This is a genomic window from Marinobacter sediminum, assembly GCF_016820575.1.
Lineage (GTDB): Bacteria > Pseudomonadota > Gammaproteobacteria > Pseudomonadales > Oleiphilaceae > Marinobacter > Marinobacter sediminum.
The window spans coordinates 1,405,318-1,425,410 of sequence record NZ_JAEMQH010000001.1 but is presented as its reverse complement, the minus strand read 5'-3'; the positions used below and the strand labels follow the sequence as shown (position 1 = coordinate 1,425,410).

Genomic DNA, 20,093 nt, shown 5'->3' with positions numbered 1-20,093 from the left:
GAATGATTACAGTGCATCACCTGAACAATTCTCGCTCACAGCGCATTCTCTGGATGCTGGAGGAGCTAGGCGTGCCCTACGAGATCAAGCGTTACCAGCGTGATCCCAAGACCATGCTGGCGCCAGCTAGCCTCAAGAAGGTACACCCGCTGGGCAAATCCCCGGTGATCACCGACGGCGATCTGGTGGTGGCGGAATCAGGCGCCATCATCGAATACCTGGCCCACACCTACGGCAAAGACACCATGCTGCCGGAGGCCGGCGGCCAGGCGTGGTTGGATTACACCTACTGGTTGCACTACGCCGAAGGCTCCCTGATGCCGCCACTGGTGATGCGACTGGTATTTGAAAAAGTGAAAACCAGCCCGATGCCCTTCTTCATCAAGCCGGTAGCCAAAGGCATTTCAGACAAAACCAATGAAATCTTCATCGGCCCGATGATCAAGACACACCTGGACTTTGTCGAAGACCACCTGGCGAAAAACACCTGGTTCCTGGGGGATAACCTCAGTGCGGCGGATATTCAAATGAGCTTTCCGCTGGAGGCCTCAGTGGCACGGGGAATCGTCGGCAAGAACCGGCCTCACATCACCGCCTGGGTGGAACGCGTGCACGCCCGGCCGGCTTATCAGGCAGCCCTTGAAAAAGGTGGCGAGTACGACTTCGCCTGAGTACCTGCGGAGGGCCTCAGCGCCCTCCCCATTGGTTCTAGAACTTCTAGTCGACCCCAAATATACCTATCTCTATTTGCGGCTCTTTTTATTTCCTTTTACGCCCCAATATGTAGGGTGCTAACCTTGAAACATTCATTAAGGGACTTTCAATGAACTCCATTCTCAAGCAATTCCTCCTGGTTTCAAGCATCTACCTATTCACCCCAGCCGTTGATGCCTTCAGCCTGAACGACAGCCTGACCAAGGGCACAGCAGCCCTGTCCTCAGCAACGCAAGTTAAAGGCGAAGCGCAGCAGCTGGTCGGCCAACTGCAGAGCCAGCTTGGTGTTTCCCAAGCGCAAGCCGTCGGCGGTACCGGAGCCATGTTGCAGCTCGCCAAGAATCAGCTCGGCGCCGACACCATGAGCACCCTGAGTGGCAAAGCCACCGGTCTGTCCAGCCTCCTGGGCGGCGGCAGCGGCCTGAGCAAGGGCCTGCTTTCCAACATTTCCTCCATGAGCGGGATGCAATCGGCCTTCTCAGCCCTGGGCATGGACCCCGCCATGATCCAGCAATTCCTGCCGATCGTGCTGGGCTTCCTGGGTGAACAGGGAGTGGGCTCGTCGCTGCTCGGACAATTGCAGACTCTTTGGACGCCTGCTTAGTGATTGGATAGTCTGATAGCTCTTCGACTCCCAAGGACAGCACTCTGTGTCACTCAGTCGCTGGGCCAGCAACCTGCGCCCCAAGAAGCTACCGTTCCGGCGGCGCCTGACCCGCGCCTCCGTGGCGTTGATCTATCGCACGACTGAGAGCGGTAGAACGGAGCTGTTGTTCATCCAGCGGGCCCGCCGAGAAGGCGACCCCTGGTCCGGCGATATGGCTTTCCCCGGAGGCCGACTGCAGACCGAGGATGCCACAACCCGGGCGGCCGCCGAACGGGAAACCCTTGAGGAAACTGGCGTCGACCTGAACCGCCATGGCGCCTTCCAGGCCAGGCTGTCGGACCTGCTTACCCGCCACCACAGCCGCTGGCGCCCCATGGTTGTCACGCCCTATGTCTATGAATGGCAGGGGCCCAAAAACGTATCGCTGAACCATGAAGTGCAGCGGGTGGTGTGGGTGCCCCTCGCTTACCTGGCAGACAAAGAAAACCAGGGCAGACTGCCCTGGCGCACGCCTCTTGGCACCTTAAACATGCCCTGCTGCCGATATCAGAATTACTGCATTTGGGGGTTGAGTTATAGCATGTTGCAGGAACTGCTGAGGTCGAGGCTGACAGACACTTAGTGCGAGCGCGCGACCTTTCCTATCACGCCAAGCAGAAAACCCGCCCTCACTGGAAACCGAAAACGTCGCCCCTAACGCCACCGCCGAAGGCGATCACACTGTGGCGAACCTCGGTTTCCAGCCAGCGGGGATGAATCCGTTCGACAGAAGCAATGGCTGCCCCAATGGGCATGGCAAGACCGGCCATCAACGTCAGCAAAAGAATCTGCAACAAGCCGTTCGTTTCGAGCACTGAAACCATTTCCAACACCTTCCTTGTGAAAAAGATTCGTAGATCAAACCACACGTCCGATGCACGTTCAGGTAATTCACAGACCTCCCGGATTGACCCGCGAGTCCTACGATAAGGGCAATCTGGCCATCGCCCAAGACACTCCTCCGCCCTAATGTGACCCTCATCATTTGCACGCGTCGCAACAAAAAACACAAAGGCGGAATCATGAACAACCTAATCAACGCTCTGTTAATAAGCGCTACCGCTGTCATGCTGGGCGCATGCGGTGGAGAAAGTGGCAGCACTGTCTCTTCCACTGAAGTCAGCTCGAACGGCACCGAGCAAGCCAGCGACAGCACCCCCGCAGACCGAGCCATTTCACGCCCACTAACAGAAAGCACCAGCGAGTTGGCCCATGCCTCCTGCGAGCAAGGCAGTGATCTGACCGGTAACCGCAGTTATCGGGTGGAAATGCCTTCCCGACTTGATGGTGCCGCAATTGTGTTTCAGGTTTTCGAACCCGCCCAGTTTGATTGCAAAACCGAGCACCCCCTGATTCTCCAGGGCCACGGATTCAGTGGCTCTCGCTCCACCGAAGCGGATGACGATCCTTTGGCCCCCATCGCACCACTGGTCGCGGCGGGGTTTGCCGTCATCAGCATCGATCAGCGAGGGCATGGTGAAAGCGGTGGAACCATCCGGGTTATGGACCCGGACTTTGAGGGAGAAGACCTGGTCCAGATTGTTGACTGGGCCGAGAGCCACCTGGATTACCTGAAATACCGTGACGACAACCTGTTACTGGGCGGGATCGGTGGCAGCTACGGAGGCGGCTTCCAATACTTGCTCTATAACGTAGACCCCGATCAGCGCATGGATGCCATGGTGCCGCACATTACCTGGCACGACCTGACCTACAGCCTTAACCCGGGCAACGTCACCAAAAACTACTGGCTGGCCTTCCTGTCGCTGGCTGGCGATGGCGCTACCGGAGGCTCCATGGACCCCTACCTGCGCTCAACACTGATCAATGGAATTGTTCAGAACCACGTTCCCGACGTGGCCCTGGACTTCCTTCATTACCACAGCCCCAGCTATTTCTGGCAGAACGAACGCGGACTCAAGCTGCTGGACAGCGGCAACAGCCAGGAGTATCTGCTGGACCCCGTCACCGGCCGCATTCCTGTCACCAGTGACGGCCGTTACGTCATCAAAACTCCGCAAACGGATCCCTACCCGGTAGACGTGCTCATGTTCCAGGGCATGCGGGACAGCCTGTTTCCCTTCAACGATGCCTGGGAGAACTACAAAGAGCTGAAGGCCGCCGGCGGTGACGTGCGCCTGCTCACCTACCCTTTCAGTCACCACTACCTTTCACCAAACGCTGGCCTGATTCAGGAAACCCTGGCGAACCTCGGCTTCTATGGCGAGGCGCTGCCTGATATTCCCAAAGCCGGACTTAACACCCTCGCCAACTGTGGCGACATCAGTGCCAATCAGGCGGCAGTGGCCTGGTTCAATGAAAAGCTTCTGAATCGCGGCAATGCGGACAATGTCATTACCACCGGCAACCAGATTTGCTACACCCTTGCCCCGGGCGATGCCGTTTCCACGCCAGACGTAACAGTTGGCGGTGAGAGCTTTCCTATCCGATACGACCTTGTCGGGAACGATGTCCAGGTGACGGCATTCACCGGCGTGTCTGGTTTGTTACCCACCATGGTGCCGCTGACCACTCTGGACAGTGACGGCGTGATTGCCGGTATACCCACAGCCACACTGAACGTAGGCAGCCCCTTATCAGACCTCGATGCTCGATGCCTGGATGAGTCCGACCCGATATTTGCAACCGGAACCTGCGACGCCATCCTGTTTGTCGGGGTGGGGGTCATCAAGGGCGGAGCAGGCCTTCCCGAGCTGATTGACGAGCAGGTACAGCCGGTTCGCGGCTTTGGCCAGCACACTTTCGAGATGACCGGAGTTGCGGAGCGTTTGAGTAACGGGGACAAGCTAGTCCTGATGCTCTACGGGCAACACCCCACGTTTCTGGGCGCCTTCTCCCGTGACCTGGCGGCAACGGCCGTCAGTGTTAGCGGCGAGGTTGCCCTGCCCCTCCTGACCTCTGATGGCCAACAGCCTCTGATGCTCTCCACGGACGACCAGGCCGGTGCGTTTTAATGCTCTATAAAAAACGGGATACCCCTTCATGCTAAAGCTGCCGCTCTTTCTGGCCCTTACACTGTTCGTCAGCGGCCCTTCGCTGGCCACCGAGAACTGGCGGCCTTACCCGGACCACCTGGCGTCCTTCGACTACTCCCAGGACACACTCGGCCAGCATTGGCAAAACCTGACCGGAGGCTTTCGCGGCCCGCTGCCCACGGCAGAAACCCTAAAGGCTGATGCCCAAAAGTGGCCGGAGCTGTACGAACTCACTCGCAAGCACCTGCGGTCTATCTCAACCACCCATCCGGAACTCGCCTTTCTCGCCGAGGGCGAGCCCAGTGACCACTTCGAGGACTACGCCGCCCTGCTGAGACGAACCTGGAGCCTGCTCTTCAATGGCAGTTTCCAGGAGGCCCGCGAGCTAGGGCTAGCTCTGGGGCCAGCGGGCTACTTCCCGGCTTTGTATGCGCAGGCGCTCCAGGCCACCCTGGTGGAGGCTGACGAAGACACTCGCCGGACCTTGCTGGAAGAGGTCATCGCGCGCACCCGCAAAATCATGCCGGTGGCGCCAGACCATCCGATGATCCGCTTCGGCAATGCGTACGGAAAGGCCCGGATTCTCGAGCAGCTGTCCGCCTCTGAGGCGATTGCCACCGGGTATACTTCGGAGGTTAAGGACACCCTTACCGAATTACTGAATGAAGATCCGGACAACATCTACGCCCTGACCCTGTACGCCGGCGTTCAGGCGGGCATTATCGAAAAAGCGGGCAGCCTGATAGCACGGCTGACCTACGGCGCGCAGGAATCCGCCATGGAAACGCTTTTCGACAAAGCCCTCAATCTGGCGCCGCAATACCCAGCTGTGTACCACGAATACGCCCGAGCACGTTTGAAGGTAGATGATGAGGATGGCAAACAGTCGGCCTTGGCCCTGCTCGAAAAGACTCAGGGCATGAGGCCCAGTAGCGCCGAGGAGGCCTTAATACTGCGCGCTGTCCAGCAGCTTCGCCAAGACTTGAAGAACTGACGTCGGAAGGAGTCAGCTATTAAAAACAAAAAAACCGGGACACATCTATTTCTAGACCTTGCCCCGGTTTTTCATTGCGACGGTTTCACTTCACAGGAACCGCACTTCCCTATTCAACGCACTGAGAGTTGTGGTCCCCTCCCGCGACTGAACAGCCTCGTCGTCCAGGCGCACTTTCTCTCCGGTCTGCTCGAAGATGGCCTGCTCAATCTTCTCGTTGGTGACCTCACCCGAGATTTGAATGGCATTTACTTTTTCTGAGTCGACAGACGCCACGCCGCCAGGCAGGTAGATGGTGCCATTACTGAAATCAACCGCGAACGCGATTACCCCAGGTACCAGGAAAAACAGCAGACCAATGCCATCCAGGATAACAACCGCGGGGTCCAGATGGCCGGAGGCCTGCCCCTTTCTCTCCGGGTAAAGGATGGTGCCACAGGCGACCAGCTGCATTGAAAACCCAGCGACTACAGAAATAACGACAGACTTCTTAAGCTTGGTATTCATTCTTCTTTTCTCCCGGACGGTTTAAAGACAAGGGAAGGAGCCAGACTCGCACAAGGCACACCCCCGGGGCAATGTTTCCAATGACTTACATCACCACAGAAAATGCGCGAATAACCAAAACCCGGCAGCCCCCAGAACAATCACGGACAAATGCATAGCCAGGTTGGCTCGGGTAGTTGGGGAAGGCTTTTCAGGAAAATCAAAGTACTCTTCTCCAAACAGTCCCACACCGCATTGCTGACAGTAATTCTTAGAGTACGAAAGCCTGAGCTCAGCAGGCTCAAACCGCTTCCTACAGCTGTAGCAGCTAGGTTTAATCATCATTTGTCCCAGGCAAACCGTGGTTGATCAAAACGACTGGCGCATGATGTGTTCAATGGTTGCCGCTGGCAACACCACGGGATTCGCCTTCATGGAGGAAGAACTGGCAGCCGCTTTCGAGGCTGCAATGATGTGCTCTTCGCTCACCCCAATCGACTCAAGCCCGGGCAGGCCGCTTTGGATAATCCATTCATGGAAGCGCGGCAATGCCTGGTCCGAGCTGGTTTCAAAGACCTCGGCAATCCAACCGATCACCTGATCGATACGGGCCTTGTGTTCCGCTTCAGTCACAGCGTCACGATTGGCCGCAATGCCCGCCGGTAACAGCGCGCCACAGATGGCGCCGTGGGGCGCACCGCACAATCCGCCCAACGGCCCCGCAAGACCATGCACGACACCCAGCCCCGAGTTGGCTAGCGCCAGACCACCGAACAGACTGACCTGCGCCAGAGCGTCCCGCGCCTCTGGGGATTCCCCGTTCATCAGTTGCTTTAACGCGGCAAGGCCCTTGGGAATCGCCTCTTTGCACAACATATCCGTAAACAGGTTGGCGCGGGACGAAAGGTAAGGCTCGATCACCTGAGTGATGGCGTCCAGCCCCGAATGCAGACTGACGTGCCGCGGGCAACTGTCGGTCAGTGCCGGGTCGATCAGGGCTAGGTCCGGAAGCAACTGGTTGTCCCGCAGGCTCACCTTGCGCTGGGCGTCCGGAATATCGATCACCGCGTTGCGAGTGACCTCGGCGCCGGTGCCCGACGTGGTTGGCACCAAAATCAGCGGCAAGCGCTTGGCGGACAGGGGCAAGCCGTCTCCCACAACTTCCAGATGACTCATCAAGGCCGTTTCACTGGGCAGCATGGCCGCCAACACCTTGGCCGAATCCATGACCGAGCCACCGCCAATGCCGATCACCAGATCAACTCCCAGCTTTTTACCCTCATCGACCGCAGCCGTCAGAGCATTCAAATCCGGCTCTTTTTCAACGGACAAAGTTTGCACGATATCTACCGAGGCCAATGACTCGAACACCCCAGCGAGCCGGCCAGGGTTGCTTCCGTGCACCATCAGTATTCGCGTACCCAGTTTGGTCGCCCGGTCGTTCAGTTGGGCTATGCTCCCCCGCCCAAACACGATCTCCGTAGGGGTTACCAAGTTAAAAACGCCTACCATAGAAAGTCGTCCTGAAAATAAAAAGAGATGCGCACTGCATGAGTACTCATGTGTCAGGCTGTGTTTAGCATACTGACATCTACGTTTCACCTTACTCCAGAGCTTATTCGAGCCGCTCAAAACTTTCGCCCTTCCGTTTGTCGGCCAATGCAACTAATTAACTCTAACGAGTAGCCGGTTCTTTTTCCGATGCACCAGTTCCGACTAAGCTTCGTAAGTTTCGATTCGAACTTCTTGAAAAAGGTGCTTTTGTGTCCACCAGTGTGCAGATCAGCGACATTAATCTGAGCTACCCCACAGACTCAGGGGCCGTATCGGTGCTTAAAAACGCCTCACTCACGGTGCCGCCGGGCGACACACTGGCGATCACCGGGCCGTCTGGCAGTGGCAAAACCTCCCTGCTACTGCTGCTGTCTGGTCTTCAGCGCCCTACCAGCGGTGAAATACTGGTGGGCGACCAACGGCTCAGTGAGATGGACTCCAACACGCTGGCGGACTGGCGCAGTGAGCATCTCGGCATCATCTTTCAGTCCTTCCACCTGCTGCCGGGGCTGACTGCACTCGGCAATGTCAGCCTGCCACTGGAAATCGCCGGCCAGCCGAAGGCCCGGGAACAAGCCTTGGCGATGTTGGAATCTGTAGGCCTGAGCCACCGGCTGCAGCATTACCCGGAGCAGCTCTCCGGCGGCGAACAACAACGGGTGGCCATTGCCCGGGCGCTGGTGCACCAGCCAAGCCTGCTGCTGGGAGATGAGCCCACCGGCAACCTGGATCAGGAAACCGGTGAAAAGGTGCTGTCTTTGCTGTTCGATCTGCACGAGCAGAGCAACTCCACCCTGGTGCTGGTAACCCACGACGAGCGCGTTGCTCAACGCTGCCAGCATCGCGTGCGAATGGATGGCGGGCGTTTGTATGAAGCGTAAAGCCTCTACCAGCGCATCCTCCACCCGTATCCTATGGATGCTGAGATTCGCAATCACCGATCTGCGTTCGCGAATTTCCGCACTGAAAGTCTTTTTGGCTTGCCTGATTCTGGGCGTCACCCTGGTGGCGGCCACCGCCAGCCTGTACCGGGTTATCGAGCAGAACCTGCTGGCCGACACCCGGGCCATACTGGGGGGCGATGTTGAACTGGATACTAACGAGCCCCTGCCGAATGAGGTACTCGAATGGATTCGCCAAACCGGCCGCATCTCGCTGGTACGCGAGTTCGACACCATCGTTAGCAGTGAATCGGGCGATGGCTTTTTCCGGGCCGAGATACTGGTTCCAGATGCTGCCTACCCTCTGTACGGCGAGCTGAAGCTGGCACCGAACCAATCCCGTGAAGACTTGACGGCAAAGCAGGGGGAGTTCTGGGGCGCGGTTATCGATCCTTTGCTGGCCGAGCGCCTGGAACAGACAGTCGGAGATGAGCTCCAGATCGGTGCCGCCACCTTCCGCATCACTGGGCTGATCGAGAAGCAGCCTGACCGAAGCCTGAATGCCAACTGGCGCGGCCTACCCGTGATGATCTCCGAGCAGGCGGTGGATGCCACTCAATTAATTCGCCCCGGCAGCCGCGTTGACTACGAGTACCGGATACAGACAGAGCGGGACCTGGACCTGTGGCTGGAAGAATTCGAACGGGCCTTCCCTGACACCCGCTGGGACATCACCACCTTCGCCGAACGCAGCGAACGCATCGCCGAACGGCTGGACCAGATCGCCACCGCGCTGATTCTGATTGCCTTCACCACCCTGTTTATTGGCGGCCTCGGGGTTGCCAACAGCATTCGCGCTTACCTGGATGAAAAACTCGGCACCATCGCCACCCTGCAGACTCTGGGACTGAGACGCCGACCACTGGTGGGCATCTATCTGCTGCAGATTGGTCTCATGGGCAGTCTGGCGGGTCTGATCGGCGGCGCCATAGGTTTGGGGCTTGCCGCGGTCGCCATCGGTGTGGCCGGCGATGCCTTTGCACTGGCGGGACCGGAGGGCGCATCCTCTTGGCTGCAACTCTGGCTGCTGCCGCTACTGCTTAGCTGGCTATTTGCAGTGCTGACCGCTTATGTCTTCGCGCTGCCTTCCCTGGCCAAGGCCTTGGCCGCACCACCGGCGGGTCTGTTCAGGGGCCAGGTTCAACCCGCCAGCCATGAGCCACGCAAATGGCGTATCGCCAGCTATCTGCTGTTGGCTGTGTATATCGGCGCCACACTCCTGGGGCTACCTTCCCCCGAGCTGGGTCTCCTGTTTTTATTAGCGGTGATCGTACTGTGGGGCCTGCTGGAAGGGCTGATAAAAGGCCTGCGCCATGGCGCAAAAACACTGGAGAACAGCGGCTTTGCCGGCGGCAACTTTGCCCGCCGGCTGGCCCTGGCGAATCTCCACCGGCCCGGTTCACCGCTGCGGGCCACCCTCTTATCCCTGGGTACGGCGCTGACACTCGTGGTTGCCTGTACTCTTCTGGTCACCACGCTGCTCAGGGCACTGGAAACCACCATACCGGCCGAATCCCCCGCGCTGATCCTCTATGACGTGTTTCCGGACCAGATGGAAGAGGTGGAGCGCGGCCTGACCTCCCTGGACGCTTCCAGCAGCACCGAGCTGCTGCCGCTGGTTCGCGCTCGACTTGCCAAGGTCAACGAGCAACCCATTGCGGAGCTACTCGCCAACGACTCACAGGCCAGGCGCGAGGCCATGGGCGACGAATACAAGCTCAGCTACCTTTCCGGCAACCCGGAAGGCCTGGAACTGGTATCCGGACAATGGTGGACGTCTCCCGCGCCAAAGGGCGCGCCAGTCTTCATGGCCATGGAAGATCGGGAAGCTAACGAGCTGGGATTGTCGGCTGGGGATCAGGTGCAATTCACCGCTCAAGGCCAGTCGATTACCGCAGAGATCAGGGCCATCTACCGACAGAAAGGTCTTCAGACCCGGTTCTGGTTCGAAGGCATTCTGCAAGACGGCGCTCTGGACAACCTGATCAGCCGGTATGTTGGCGCGGCTTATCAAAGTGACCCTGCTGCAAAGACGTCCCAACAGTGGCTGGCCCAGAACATCCCCAACGTGATCACCCTGCGCACCGCCGACTGGCTGCAAACCGCCGGCAACCTGCTCAACAAGGCCGCGGCGGGTCTCGCAGCCGTGGCTACCGTCAGCTTACTGGCAAGCCTTTTGGTGCTATCGAGCGTGGTCAGTGTGAGCCGCCGGCGGCAACTCTACGAAGCCAACCTGTTGCACTGTCTTGGAGCCAGGCACCAAGCCATTCGGCAATCCATGCTCCTCGAAACCGGGCTGCTGACTTTCCTTGCGACCGTCTTCGCCACCGCACTTGGGGCACTAATCGCCCTGCCCCTAGCGGATCTTGCGCTGAAACTGCCGGCTGGCGATCTCTGGTGGCTGGGTGCGATGGTGGCCGGCATCGTCAGCTCACTGGCGCTGCTCGGTGGTTTGTTACCCACACTGAAGGCCATGCGACTGAACCCGGCGGTGTTATTGCGGGAAGGGGGATAAAACCAAGTGGGTCCAGATCAGTTCAGACTTGGAGCATCTGATCGGCAATGCCCGGCGTTCAGGCCGGGCACAACGTCGGTGCCTAATCCGTAGCTGTCCAGAATCTTGCAAAGCTGCCCACTCTCTCGAATATGCTCAAAGCCGCGCGAGAACGCCCGGGCAATCGCGTAGGATCGGTCAGAATTTTTCGGGGAGAGTGCCAGGTAACCGGCATGGCGTTCGTTGAGACAACCGGCATTCACCAGGTCTACGCGATTGCGACTGGATTCGAACAGGAGCCGATCATCGAGAAGCGCATCAACGCGCTCCAGTCTCACCAGCTCTCGGAGGCGATTAGGTACGTCATCTCCCCCGATCAGAGTTACGCGCCCACCCTCATTGTCAGAAATGTAAGCATCCATTTCTTTGCCGTAGCTGTAGCCTGACGTGGCCACAAAATGCATGCTCTTGAGTGAAGCCATGCCCTCATAACGACGGGATTCGTTCTTGGGAACGTAGAAGCAGTATTCGGTCAACGACACTGCAAATGGGGGAAAGATAAAATTGGGGGCCTCGTCCTTGAACGCAGGTATTACGGCGTCGATCCGACCGCTCTTTGTCTCGAACAGCGCCCGGTCGAAGGGCAGGTTTTTGTACACAACCCTGACCCCCTCGGACTCCAGCGCCGCACGAGCGATATCAACGGTGAATCCCAAACGTGAGCCAGCCGAATTACAGGCGTAAAGACACCAATAGGCCGGTGCAGCAATCGAGACTGTGAGAGATCTCTCAGTCTGGCTTTCTGACCACGCAGGAGAAAACGCCAATAACCCAAACGAGCAAAGAAGAGATTTAGCGGCGATTTTCATCGCTGTTCCTATCACTCATCTCTCATCACTCTGTTGCCGTTCAAGGGAACAAACCGTTGAGTCTAAGCACTTTCAAAATCGGGGCTGGATCAACCTGCGCCTGTTACTTCTTCTGGTTTGCCTGCTTTGACGCAGAGTAGGAAAGCTGTCCACTCTCGCCTTTGCCTATCTGTTCAACGGAACCGCCAGCTTTGAGGAAAGCAGCAGTCTGCTCTTCAATGGTGGCTGACGTTAATGTCGCTTTTTCGGCTTTCTTGCTCATTATGCTCTCCTCGTTATTTGCTGGCTTATTCACCAACCTCAGGCATCCATAGTATCCTAAATAAGATAAAATTGTTTAATTAGTATCCGCCTCAGTCCCGCCGACAGCAGGTGGTTGATTTCCGCCAGAAAAGGCGTACAGGCCTACCGTTGATCAGCCTTGCACTTAATACGCCTTCCGATAGTTGCCCCGATAATCAAAAATCCGCTCCTGCACCTGCCAGTAGTGCTTCTGATGGCGTGCAATGACGAAGTCCGGTGCCGGCAATAGGGCCTGCATCTCAAGCACCTCTTCAGCCCCTTTGAACTCCTTCGGCGCCTGGCTGTTCGCGAAACGACGCCCGAACAGTCTGTTAAACACATGGCGCTGCGCCGGCTTGCTGAAATCAAACGATTCGCTGAGTTCTTCCCCATCTTCACCGTGATAGGTGATCTTCAGTTTGCTCTCGCTGTTGCTATTAGCAGCACTTAACGTGATCCCGGCACAACGAATCACCATGGCATCCTTCAGTTTCAAGGCATCTTTGAGCTGATCATCCGGGTCGATAATGGCTTGCTGACACTGGTGACACTTGCGGGCCGCGATATCATTCTCGCCACCGCAATGTGGGCACTCCTTGAATCGAAAACGGTAATCGCACTGTTCCGGGCGTCTGGTTTGCGCCTCAGACTCACCCTCTACCGCAGGCTCCATCCCCCCCTGACACCGGCGCCCGTAGTGCTCGATCACGCGGCCGTCACTGTCTGTTTTGCCCCAGAAAATATTGGCAAAACCACAGCCCGGGCAGAATACCTGCACCGGCTCACTGTCGGGATTCGGTTTCGGTTCCCCCACCTCCGGGTGATGCAGATTCACATGGTTGCCGGCGTAATCAATCACCAGACAATCCTCTTTGCCTTCGTCCAGGCGAAGGCCACGGCCCACGATTTGCTGATACAGGCTGACCGACTGAGTAGGCCGAAGAATGGCGATGAAATCGACGTGGGGTGCATCAAAGCCCGTGGTGAGCACGGACACATTCACCAGATACTTTAACTGCCGCTGTTTAAAGCGCTGGATCAGCACATCCCGTTCACTCAGGTCGGTAGCACCCGTAATCAGGGCGGTTTGATGTTCCGGCAGATAGCCGGTGATCTCGCGCGCATGATCCACAGTGGCCGCAAAGATCATCACCCCCTGGCGCTCGGCGGCCAGCTCCATCACCTGCTCAATAATGGCCCGGGTCACCCGCTGATGCTTGCTCAGAAGCTGGTTAACCTCTTTTTCCGCGTATTCGCCAAAGCGATCCTGAGACAGCGCGGAAAAATCGTATTGCGCCACCGCCGCGTTCACCAGCTCGGGTTTGGTGAGATACCCGCGACTGATCATGTAGCTGAGGGGCAGTTCATAAATGCAGTGTTGGAAGGGCTTATCCTCTCCGTTGCGGATAAAGCCCCGGTAGTGATAGCGATAGATCCAGCCCATGGCTAACCGATAAGGCGTGGCGGTCAGCCCGAGCACTTTCAGGGCGTCATTCTGTTGCCGCAGCAGCTCGATAATCCGCTGGTACTGGCTGGTCTCCTCTCCACTGACCCGATGGCACTCATCGATGATGACCAGTGAATATTCATCACGGAACTGGTCCAGGTTGGCCGATACCGACTGCACGCTCGCAAAGGTCACCTGATGCCGGTTTTCCTTGCGTTTCAGCCCGGCGGAGAAGACGCCGCCCTCTAACCCATAGCTCTGGTATTTGGCGTGGTTCTGCTCCACCAGCTCTTTGACGTGGGTCAGCACCAGGATTTTGCGTTTGGCGAGCCGGGCCAACTCGGCTATGACCAAGCTCTTCCCCGCACCGGTCGGCAGCACGATAACGGCCGAATCATCCGATTTCCGGAAATGCCTCAACGTGGCATCAACCGCTTCCTGCTGGTAAGGCCGTAAGGTAAACGAAGCAGTCATGGTGCAGTGATCAACCCCTGCCCGGCCGCTCGCGCCGCTGGGCGCGGGCCAGCCGGCGGCTTTCTTCCTCGCGCTCTTCCAGCATGCCCTGCACATAACTGATGTGCTCTCCGGCGATGCGCCGGGCATCATCGGCGCGGCCTTCCATGATGGCGTCGAACAAAGTCTGGTGCTGCGCCACCAGCGAGTCTCGGGTCTCGCTGCGCAGCTCATACATGCCACCGATATTGGTCACCGTACTTCGTTTGAGCAGGTCGAACAGGCCGCGAATGGTGTGCAGCAGCACGAAGTTGTGGCTGGCCTCAGCAATCGCCAAGTGAAACCGCGCATCGGCGGCGCCTTCTTCAGCGCGCGTTGCCTTGCCCTCACGAGCATAGCAGGCCTGCAGTTCGTCAAAGGCGTTCTGCAGCTGGGAGCGGTCAAGGTCGGTGGCGCGCCGGGCAGCGTAATAGGCGCAGTCGGCTTCCAGGGTATGACGAAACTCCAGCAAGTCATGCTGGGCTTCGGGGCGGCTTTCAATCAGGGCCAGCAGCGGATCACTGAAGCTCGAACCCAGCGAGTCGCTGACATAGTTACCGCCACCCTGACGGCTGATCAGCAGCCCCCTGGCCACCAGTTTTTGCACCGCCTCCCGTACCGACGGCCGCGACACGCCGAACCGCTCCGCCAGCGCACGCTCGGCCGGCAAACGCTGACCCGGCTGCAATGTGCCTTCCAGAATCATGGTCTCCAGCTCCTCGACGATGTTGTCGGAGAGTCGGTGTTGGCGAATCTGCCCTATTTCCATTGCCGAGCCTTTGGTCTTACCAATTTACAAAAAGGGTAACCACTGGCTTTCTTTCGATCAATAAAAATATCAGATTCTGAACTAAACTCGCCATCTTCGATGTTTGACATAGCATTGATGCTTTTCTAACCTATTCGACTAACCCCTGTAAATTGGTAATACCAATTTGCACCTGCTAACCATGGCACGCTCAAGAACTCATGAGGAATCCGCGTTGATCATTTCAGCCTCGACCGACTACCGCGCCGCCGCCCAGCGCCGCCTGCCGCCCTTCCTGTTCCACTATGTCGATGGCGGCGCTTACGCCGAGCACACGCTCAAGCGCAACGTCTCGGACCTGGCTGACATCGGCCTGCGTCAGCGGGTGCTTAAAAACATGGAAGACCTGAGCCTGGAAACCAAGCTGTTCGACGAGACCCTGAGCATGCCGGTGGCCCTTGCGCCGGTCGGCCTGACCGGCATGTGCGCTCGCCGGGGCGAGGTGCAGGCGGCGCGCGCAGCGGATGAAAAAGGCATTCCCTTTACCCTGTCCACGGTTTCAGTTTGCCCGATTGAAGAAGTTGCGCCGGCAATCAACCGCCCGATGTGGTTCCAGCTCTATGTATTGAAAGATCGCGGATTCATGAAAAACGCCCTAGAGCGCGCCAAGGCCGCCGGCGTCACCACCCTGGTGTTTACCGTCGACATGCCGACCCCCGGCGCCCGCTACCGGGACGCGCACTCCGGCATGAGCGGCCCCAATGCGGCCATGCGCCGTTACCTGCAGTCGATGATGCACCCGCGCTGGGCCTATGACGTGGGTCTGCGCGGCAAGCCGCACGATCTGGGAAACATCTCCACCTATCGCGGCAAAACCACCGGCCTGGAAGATTACATAGGCTGGCTGGGCAACAACTTCGATCCGTCCATCTCCTGGAAAGATCTGGAGTGGATTCGCGAGTTCTGGGATGGTCCGATGGTCATTAAGGGCATTCTGGATGCGGAAGATGCCCGCGATGCCGTTCGCTTCGGGGCCGACGGCATCGTGGTGTCGAACCACGGCGGTCGTCAGCTCGACGGCGTTCCGTCCAGCGCCCGCGCGTTACCGGCCATTGCCGATGCGGTCAAAGGCGACCTGAAAATCCTGGTGGATTCCGGCATCCGCAACGGCCTTGATGTGGTGCGCATGCTGGCGCTGGGTGCCGACTGCACCTTGCTAGGCCGCGCCTTTATATACGCTCTGGCGGTCGACGGCCAGGCCGGTGTCAGCAACCTGCTGGATCTGATCGAGAAGGAAATGCGCGTTGCCATGGTACTCACAGGCGCCAAGTCGATCAGCGAAATCAACGCCGACCTGCTCGTGCGCGAATAACAACAGTCGGGCGGAGCCAAGAGCTCCGCCCTAACTGCCCCAGATCCCCAGCATCGCACCCGTTCCCAGCACGAGCGCCCCGCCCACGTCCCCAACCAATACTAATCCGCCATAGAAACCTCGTTCCTCCTCACTGGAGGCCGCCACCCACCCCGCCTTTTGGCGGCTCAACTGACGGCCTGATCAGTCCACGAAAGCGACATTCAATTTGGGCCAGTATTGGACAGCAGGTTTGATCTTCACTTACGAGGCCGGGCACCCTGTCCGAGCATCTCAAAACGATGCGCGGTCATGGAGCCATACCCATGACCGCGGGGTATTTAAAATAAATGCAAAAAAGATCATGGCTGTGCAACTTTTCAGCATCGTGATCCGTAGTCGAGTTGGGCGTTACGGCTAGTCAGCGTAACGACAAACACAACAAAAAGGCGGAACCGTCAAAAACGGCCTCTGCCTGGAGCAAGCAGTATGCGACTCAACAAAACTTATAAGAGAGCAGCTTTAACATCGGCAATCACACTTGTCATCGCAGGAACAATGCCGGCCCATGCCGGACTTCTAGGCGGTTTACTGGGAGGTGACGGCAGCAGTGCCGGCGATGGACGGCCATCTGAAACCAGCGGCAACGTTGGCTTCTTCAGCGATCCTTTTGCAGAGCCCACCATTCAGGTGGATGGCACCCAGATTGCGACAAGTGACCGGTGCATTGTGGATGCCAGCGGAAGCCTTCAATGCAAACCGGCAGCAGGCACCATTGCCGTGCTTGGCGACGGCCGCTTCCTTTACCTGAATGCACTGGAAGGAACAGAGAACGCAGAGCTGGCAGTTATCGCCCAGTTCGGCGAGGTCTCTGTCAACGACCAGTCCCGCGTTATGACTCTGGATGGCAACGATCAGGCCAGCTGGGTAAAGCCCTCCCCCATTGACGGCGGCGCCAACCCCGACGGAAACGACAGCACCACACTGACCGGTGGTCTGCTGGACACCGCTGACAATACCGACATCAACGACGGCGCGCTTTTCTGCGCGGACGTGGTGTTTCTTCCGGATGGCAGAATGATGGCCGTAGGCGGTACCGACTACTACTCCGAGCCGGGCATTGATGGCCTGCCTGTGGGTGTTGTAGAACTCGAAGGCCTTAAAGCCTCTCGCATTTTCGACCCTGCGACCAACACCTGGTCCCAGAGTGGCGACATGGAATTTGGTCGCTGGTACCCGAGCCTGGTAAGCCTGGCCAACAGCGACATTTTTGTCGCCAGTGGTGTCACCAAGCTGCTCAAGCCGGTTTACCCGGAAGACCCGCTTCAGTCTGGTCGCAACGTGGCACAGACTGAAACTTACGACATCGAAAACGGCACCTGGACCAACAACGGTTCAGCGGCGCAACGCTCGCTTCCACTTTTCCCACGGATGCACTTGCTACCTAACGGCCATGTTTATTACAACGCCGGCGGCCAAGCCTTTAACCCATTCGGCCAGGCCTACGATCAGGCACTGTGGAACATCGTCGGAACCTATAACCCTGAAACCAAACGGTGGACGGATCTGGGCTATGCCGGCCTGCCACTTCGCGTAAACGAACTGGGCCTTTCAGAGCTGAGCACAACTCTGAACCCCACGAATATGGATCCGGAACAGGTGCAGAACCTTTTGGGCGACCTGGTTGGTCAGACCCTCAGCGATCCGACCGCGGCCATCGGGCAACTGCTCGAAACCCCCGTTGATGATCGCTCACTTGAGCGCGCCATCGGCGCCGGGATGCGCGGCTCGACCTTCTCGATCCAGCTTCCGCTGCGCCCGGACGCGAACGGTGGTTACCACACCTCTGAATTCCTGACTGCAGGCGGCGTACCAACCTATGTTGCAGCCGGCAGCCCGGGCGGCTATCTGCCGGTCTCATCGTCGCGCATCGATACCGTTGCCACAAACGGTGACGACATGGCGTATGAGTCGCGCTTGACGGGTTCGCTCAACCAGCCGCGCTGGTACGGCTCAGGCGTCATGATGCCGGACAACAGCGTTATGGTCTTTTCTGGTGGCACGCGTGATGGTGTGGCCGTAACCGGCCTGGAAGGCGCAATCATTCAATCCGAGCGTTTCGACATTGAAACCGAAACCTGGAAGCCAATGGCCTCAGCAAACCGTGAACGCACCTATCACAACACCGCCGTGCTGATGCCGGATGGACGTGTGCTGATCGGCGGCCACTCGCCTATCAACACCGCCTACGCGTCATTCATCAATCTCGACGAGTTGGGCTTTGCCGACTATGCCGGGCGCGATCCGTCATTCGAGATCTACACGCCCCCGTACGCAACCCGTGGCGATCGTCCGGTGATTGAGAAAGCGCCTGTCGCGCTGCTGACCAATGGCGGTGTTTTCGACATCCGCACAGACCGGTCAGACATCGACCAGGTTATGCTCATCCGCCGCAAGGCAACCACTCACCTCATTGACGGCGACCAACGCGCCGTTGAACTGCCGATCGTCGATCGCAGAAACAACAAGGTAAGAGTGAAGATGACGGGCAACCGTGCGGTGCTTCCGGCGGGACAATACATGCTGTTTGTCAGCTATGAAGCCGAAGATGGTATGCGCTTGCCCTCGACGTCTACACCGGTCAGCGTAATTGCCAATCCCAGCGATTCAGGCAGCCCGCTTGTCACTCAGCTTGAGCCGGCTCCTGAAAGAGATGGCGACGATAGCGGCTTGATTGGTGGCCTGGTCGGCGGCCTGCTGAACAGTGGCAACAATGGCGGATCGCTACTGGATCCGATCTTCGATCTGGGTTCAGGTGCCACCAGCGCCGTGCCGACTCTGGGGCAGCTTCGGGACGGCTCACCACAACTGCTGAACGAGCTTGGTGTTGCGGTTGAAGGCGGCACATCAGTCCTTGGAGACACTATCGCCAGCATTCCGGGCGTGACGGAGAACCTGCTGGTTGACTTCACCAATCAAGTCGACGGCCAGTAATGCGTTGCCTTAACCTTAGCCGGCCCCTTCGGGGCCGGCGCTACGTCGTCCTGGTAACCACTGCCCTCACCTTGCTATGGACAGTCTTTGCTCATGGTCATGGCGAAAGCTCTGGCGATGAAAAAGGCAGCGTTCATGCGGTACTCGATCAATTACCTCCGGAACTGTCGGAACTGCGCGTGCAATTACGCCGAACCCTCGCGCCGCAGCTACTCGTGGGCAACCCAACCGACAAAATGCTGATTGTAGAGGATGAAAACGGCAGACCCTTTTTGCGCATTGGCCCTGACAAGGCCGAGGGCGATCTGGGCGCTGCTGAATTCCACCGCACCAACACCATCATGGCACCCGGCGCGATTCCCGCAGAAGCGTCTGAAAACCCGCGCTGGGCCGTAGTTGAATCCAGCCCCAACTGGGGTTGGTTCGATCTTCGGCTGCGTACCGACGGAGTTAATATCCCGCACCAGGTGGTCGACGGCGGTGAACCCGCATCCATTGGAGCATGGTCGATTCCCGTAAGGCTTGGAGATACGGAAAGCGTGATCTCCGGCCATTTCGAGTATCGCCCCAATGCCGCAGGCATCATCCAGGCAAAAGTGGCCGATCTCGGCGCATTGAAAGGCCAGGCTTTGGTGCGCGCCATGCCCGGCAGCTCCCGCCCGGGCCTGTTCCTGTCCTATAACGGCGAGTCGCCGCTCACCCTGATGGGCGAGCAAGGCGAGCCCTTCCTGCGTTTCTCGCAACAGGGTGTGGACGTGAACCGCCACAGCCAAACCTGGGCCAGCGTTGCCCCAGCCGGAGCTCCTTCGTTTGTCGAAAACAACGGCGCAGCGAAAGCAAGCTGGGCACAGGTGTCAGGCGGCAAGAGTTACGGCTGGATCGAGCCGCGGGCAGGCTATTCCGACCGGGTGAAAAACCCGTCCGAGCCCGGCGTAATCAAGCGCTGGCAAATCCCCATTAAAATTGGAGACACAAAAAGTCGTATCGAGGGCGAGACCGAATGGCTCCCCATTAAACAGGTTGCTGACAAGGGGCTCTGACCCCTTGCCAGCGATCGTGTGTCTAGGCTCGCAGTGAAAAGATAA

The 20,093-nt window shown here is 58.2% G+C and carries 17 protein-coding genes; 10 read left to right on the top strand and 7 right to left on the bottom strand.

Annotation, left to right across the window (positions count from 1 at the left end):
• The first annotated feature begins 2 nt into the window (after positions 1–2).
• From FGO67_RS06375 to FGO67_RS06365, 3 genes are all read left to right on the top strand, one after another.
• A complete protein-coding gene (locus FGO67_RS06375; RefSeq protein WP_203299821.1) occupies positions 3–671 on the top strand; it encodes a glutathione S-transferase family protein in 669 nt (222 codons plus the stop codon).
• 152 nt (positions 672–823) lie between these two features.
• Positions 824–1,318: a DUF2780 domain-containing protein gene (locus FGO67_RS06370; RefSeq protein ID WP_203299820.1), complete on the top strand. Its 495-nt coding sequence runs from the start codon at positions 824–826 to the stop codon at positions 1,316–1,318.
• A gap of 46 nt (positions 1,319–1,364) precedes the next feature.
• Positions 1,365–1,943: an NUDIX domain-containing protein gene (locus tag FGO67_RS06365; protein WP_203299819.1), complete on the top strand. Its 579-nt coding sequence runs from the start codon at positions 1,365–1,367 to the stop codon at positions 1,941–1,943.
• 46 nt (positions 1,944–1,989) lie between these two features.
• Here FGO67_RS06365 and FGO67_RS06360 read toward each other — a convergent pair whose 3' ends face one another.
• The gene (locus FGO67_RS06360; RefSeq protein WP_238942184.1) at positions 1,990–2,175 is read right to left on the bottom strand and encodes a hypothetical protein; all 186 of its coding nucleotides are present in this window, start codon (positions 2,173–2,175) and stop codon (positions 1,990–1,992) included.
• 207 nt (positions 2,176–2,382) lie between these two features.
• On the opposite strand from FGO67_RS06360, the gene FGO67_RS06355 reads away from it, so the two are divergent.
• Positions 2,383–4,335 (top strand): alpha/beta hydrolase, encoded by a 1,953-nt coding sequence (locus FGO67_RS06355; RefSeq protein WP_203299818.1) that lies wholly within the window; start codon positions 2,383–2,385, stop codon positions 4,333–4,335.
• A gap of 28 nt (positions 4,336–4,363) precedes the next feature.
• Positions 4,364–5,350, top strand: a complete 987-nt coding sequence (locus tag FGO67_RS06350; RefSeq protein ID WP_203299817.1) for a tetratricopeptide repeat protein — start codon at positions 4,364–4,366, stop codon at positions 5,348–5,350.
• A 90-nt stretch (positions 5,351–5,440) separates the two neighbouring features.
• Here the strand turns inward: FGO67_RS06350 and FGO67_RS06345 are convergent, their stop codons facing one another.
• Both FGO67_RS06345 and FGO67_RS06340 read right to left on the bottom strand, forming a co-directional pair.
• Positions 5,441–5,857, bottom strand: a complete 417-nt coding sequence (locus FGO67_RS06345) for a polyribonucleotide nucleotidyltransferase (RefSeq protein ID WP_203299816.1) — start codon at positions 5,855–5,857, stop codon at positions 5,441–5,443.
• 348 nt (positions 5,858–6,205) lie between these two features.
• Complete coding sequence (locus tag FGO67_RS06340) at positions 6,206–7,348, bottom strand: iron-containing alcohol dehydrogenase (protein WP_203299815.1); 1,143 nt, start codon at positions 7,346–7,348, stop codon at positions 6,206–6,208.
• A 251-nt stretch (positions 7,349–7,599) separates the two neighbouring features.
• Here FGO67_RS06340 and FGO67_RS06335 point away from each other — a divergent pair, with 251 nt between their 5' ends.
• Both FGO67_RS06335 and FGO67_RS06330 read left to right on the top strand, forming a co-directional pair.
• Positions 7,600–8,271 (top strand): ATP-binding cassette domain-containing protein, encoded by a 672-nt coding sequence (locus tag FGO67_RS06335; protein WP_203299814.1) that lies wholly within the window; start codon positions 7,600–7,602, stop codon positions 8,269–8,271.
• Positions 8,261–10,846 (top strand): ABC transporter permease, encoded by a 2,586-nt coding sequence (locus FGO67_RS06330; RefSeq protein WP_238942183.1) that lies wholly within the window; start codon positions 8,261–8,263, stop codon positions 10,844–10,846. Before FGO67_RS06335 ends, FGO67_RS06330 begins: the two co-directional genes overlap by 11 nt.
• A 17-nt stretch (positions 10,847–10,863) precedes the next feature.
• On the opposite strand, the gene FGO67_RS06325 is transcribed toward FGO67_RS06330, so the two are convergent.
• From FGO67_RS06325 to FGO67_RS06310, 4 genes are all read right to left on the bottom strand, one after another.
• A complete protein-coding gene (locus FGO67_RS06325) occupies positions 10,864–11,694 on the bottom strand; it encodes a substrate-binding periplasmic protein (RefSeq protein WP_203299813.1) in 831 nt (276 codons plus the stop codon).
• Positions 11,695–11,797: 103 nt separating this feature from the next.
• Positions 11,798–11,956: a hypothetical protein gene (locus FGO67_RS06320; RefSeq protein ID WP_169745956.1), complete on the bottom strand. Its 159-nt coding sequence runs from the start codon at positions 11,954–11,956 to the stop codon at positions 11,798–11,800.
• Between the two features lie 165 nt (positions 11,957–12,121).
• Positions 12,122–13,897 carry a DNA repair helicase RadD gene (gene radD, locus FGO67_RS06315; protein ID WP_203299812.1) on the bottom strand — a complete coding sequence of 592 codons (1,776 nt, stop codon included), beginning with the start codon at positions 13,895–13,897 and terminating at the stop codon, positions 12,122–12,124.
• A 10-nt stretch (positions 13,898–13,907) separates the two neighbouring features.
• The gene (locus FGO67_RS06310) at positions 13,908–14,684 is read right to left on the bottom strand and encodes a GntR family transcriptional regulator (protein ID WP_203299811.1); all 777 of its coding nucleotides are present in this window, start codon (positions 14,682–14,684) and stop codon (positions 13,908–13,910) included.
• 214 nt (positions 14,685–14,898) lie between these two features.
• On the opposite strand from FGO67_RS06310, the gene lldD reads away from it, so the two are divergent.
• The 3 genes from lldD to FGO67_RS06295 all read left to right on the top strand — a co-directional run bounded on the left by lldD (position 14,899) and on the right by FGO67_RS06295 (position 20,048).
• The gene (lldD, locus tag FGO67_RS06305; RefSeq protein WP_203299810.1) at positions 14,899–16,035 is read left to right on the top strand and encodes an FMN-dependent L-lactate dehydrogenase LldD; all 1,137 of its coding nucleotides are present in this window, start codon (positions 14,899–14,901) and stop codon (positions 16,033–16,035) included.
• A gap of 468 nt (positions 16,036–16,503) precedes the next feature.
• On the top strand, positions 16,504–19,008 hold the full coding sequence (locus tag FGO67_RS06300) for a galactose oxidase early set domain-containing protein (protein ID WP_203299809.1): 2,505 nt from the start codon (positions 16,504–16,506) through the stop codon (positions 19,006–19,008).
• On the top strand, positions 19,008–20,048 hold the full coding sequence (locus FGO67_RS06295; RefSeq protein ID WP_238942182.1) for a hypothetical protein: 1,041 nt from the start codon (positions 19,008–19,010) through the stop codon (positions 20,046–20,048). Before FGO67_RS06300 ends, FGO67_RS06295 begins: the two co-directional genes overlap by 1 nt.
• Positions 20,049–20,093 lie beyond the last annotated feature (45 nt).

Coding starts and splice junctions, on each gene's coding strand:
- FGO67_RS06375 (WP_203299821.1), top strand. CDS start 3: ATGATTACAGTGCATCACCTGAACAATTCTCGCTCACAGCGCATTCTC.
- FGO67_RS06370 (WP_203299820.1), top strand. CDS start 824: ATGAACTCCATTCTCAAGCAATTCCTCCTGGTTTCAAGCATCTACCTA.
- FGO67_RS06355 (WP_203299818.1), top strand. CDS start 2,383: ATGAACAACCTAATCAACGCTCTGTTAATAAGCGCTACCGCTGTCATG.
- FGO67_RS06350 (WP_203299817.1), top strand. CDS start 4,364: ATGCTAAAGCTGCCGCTCTTTCTGGCCCTTACACTGTTCGTCAGCGGC.
- FGO67_RS06345 (WP_203299816.1), bottom strand. CDS start 5,857: ATGAATACCAAGCTTAAGAAGTCTGTCGTTATTTCTGTAGTCGCTGGG.
- FGO67_RS06340 (WP_203299815.1), bottom strand. CDS start 7,348: ATGGTAGGCGTTTTTAACTTGGTAACCCCTACGGAGATCGTGTTTGGG.
- FGO67_RS06330 (WP_238942183.1), top strand. CDS start 8,261: ATGAAGCGTAAAGCCTCTACCAGCGCATCCTCCACCCGTATCCTATGG.
- FGO67_RS06325 (WP_203299813.1), bottom strand. CDS start 11,694: ATGAAAATCGCCGCTAAATCTCTTCTTTGCTCGTTTGGGTTATTGGCG.
- FGO67_RS06320 (WP_169745956.1), bottom strand. CDS start 11,956: ATGAGCAAGAAAGCCGAAAAAGCGACATTAACGTCAGCCACCATTGAA.
- radD (WP_203299812.1), bottom strand. CDS start 13,897: ATGACTGCTTCGTTTACCTTACGGCCTTACCAGCAGGAAGCGGTTGAT.
- FGO67_RS06310 (WP_203299811.1), bottom strand. CDS start 14,684: ATGGAAATAGGGCAGATTCGCCAACACCGACTCTCCGACAACATCGTC.
- FGO67_RS06300 (WP_203299809.1), top strand. CDS start 16,504: ATGCGACTCAACAAAACTTATAAGAGAGCAGCTTTAACATCGGCAATC.
- FGO67_RS06295 (WP_238942182.1), top strand. CDS start 19,008: ATGCGTTGCCTTAACCTTAGCCGGCCCCTTCGGGGCCGGCGCTACGTC.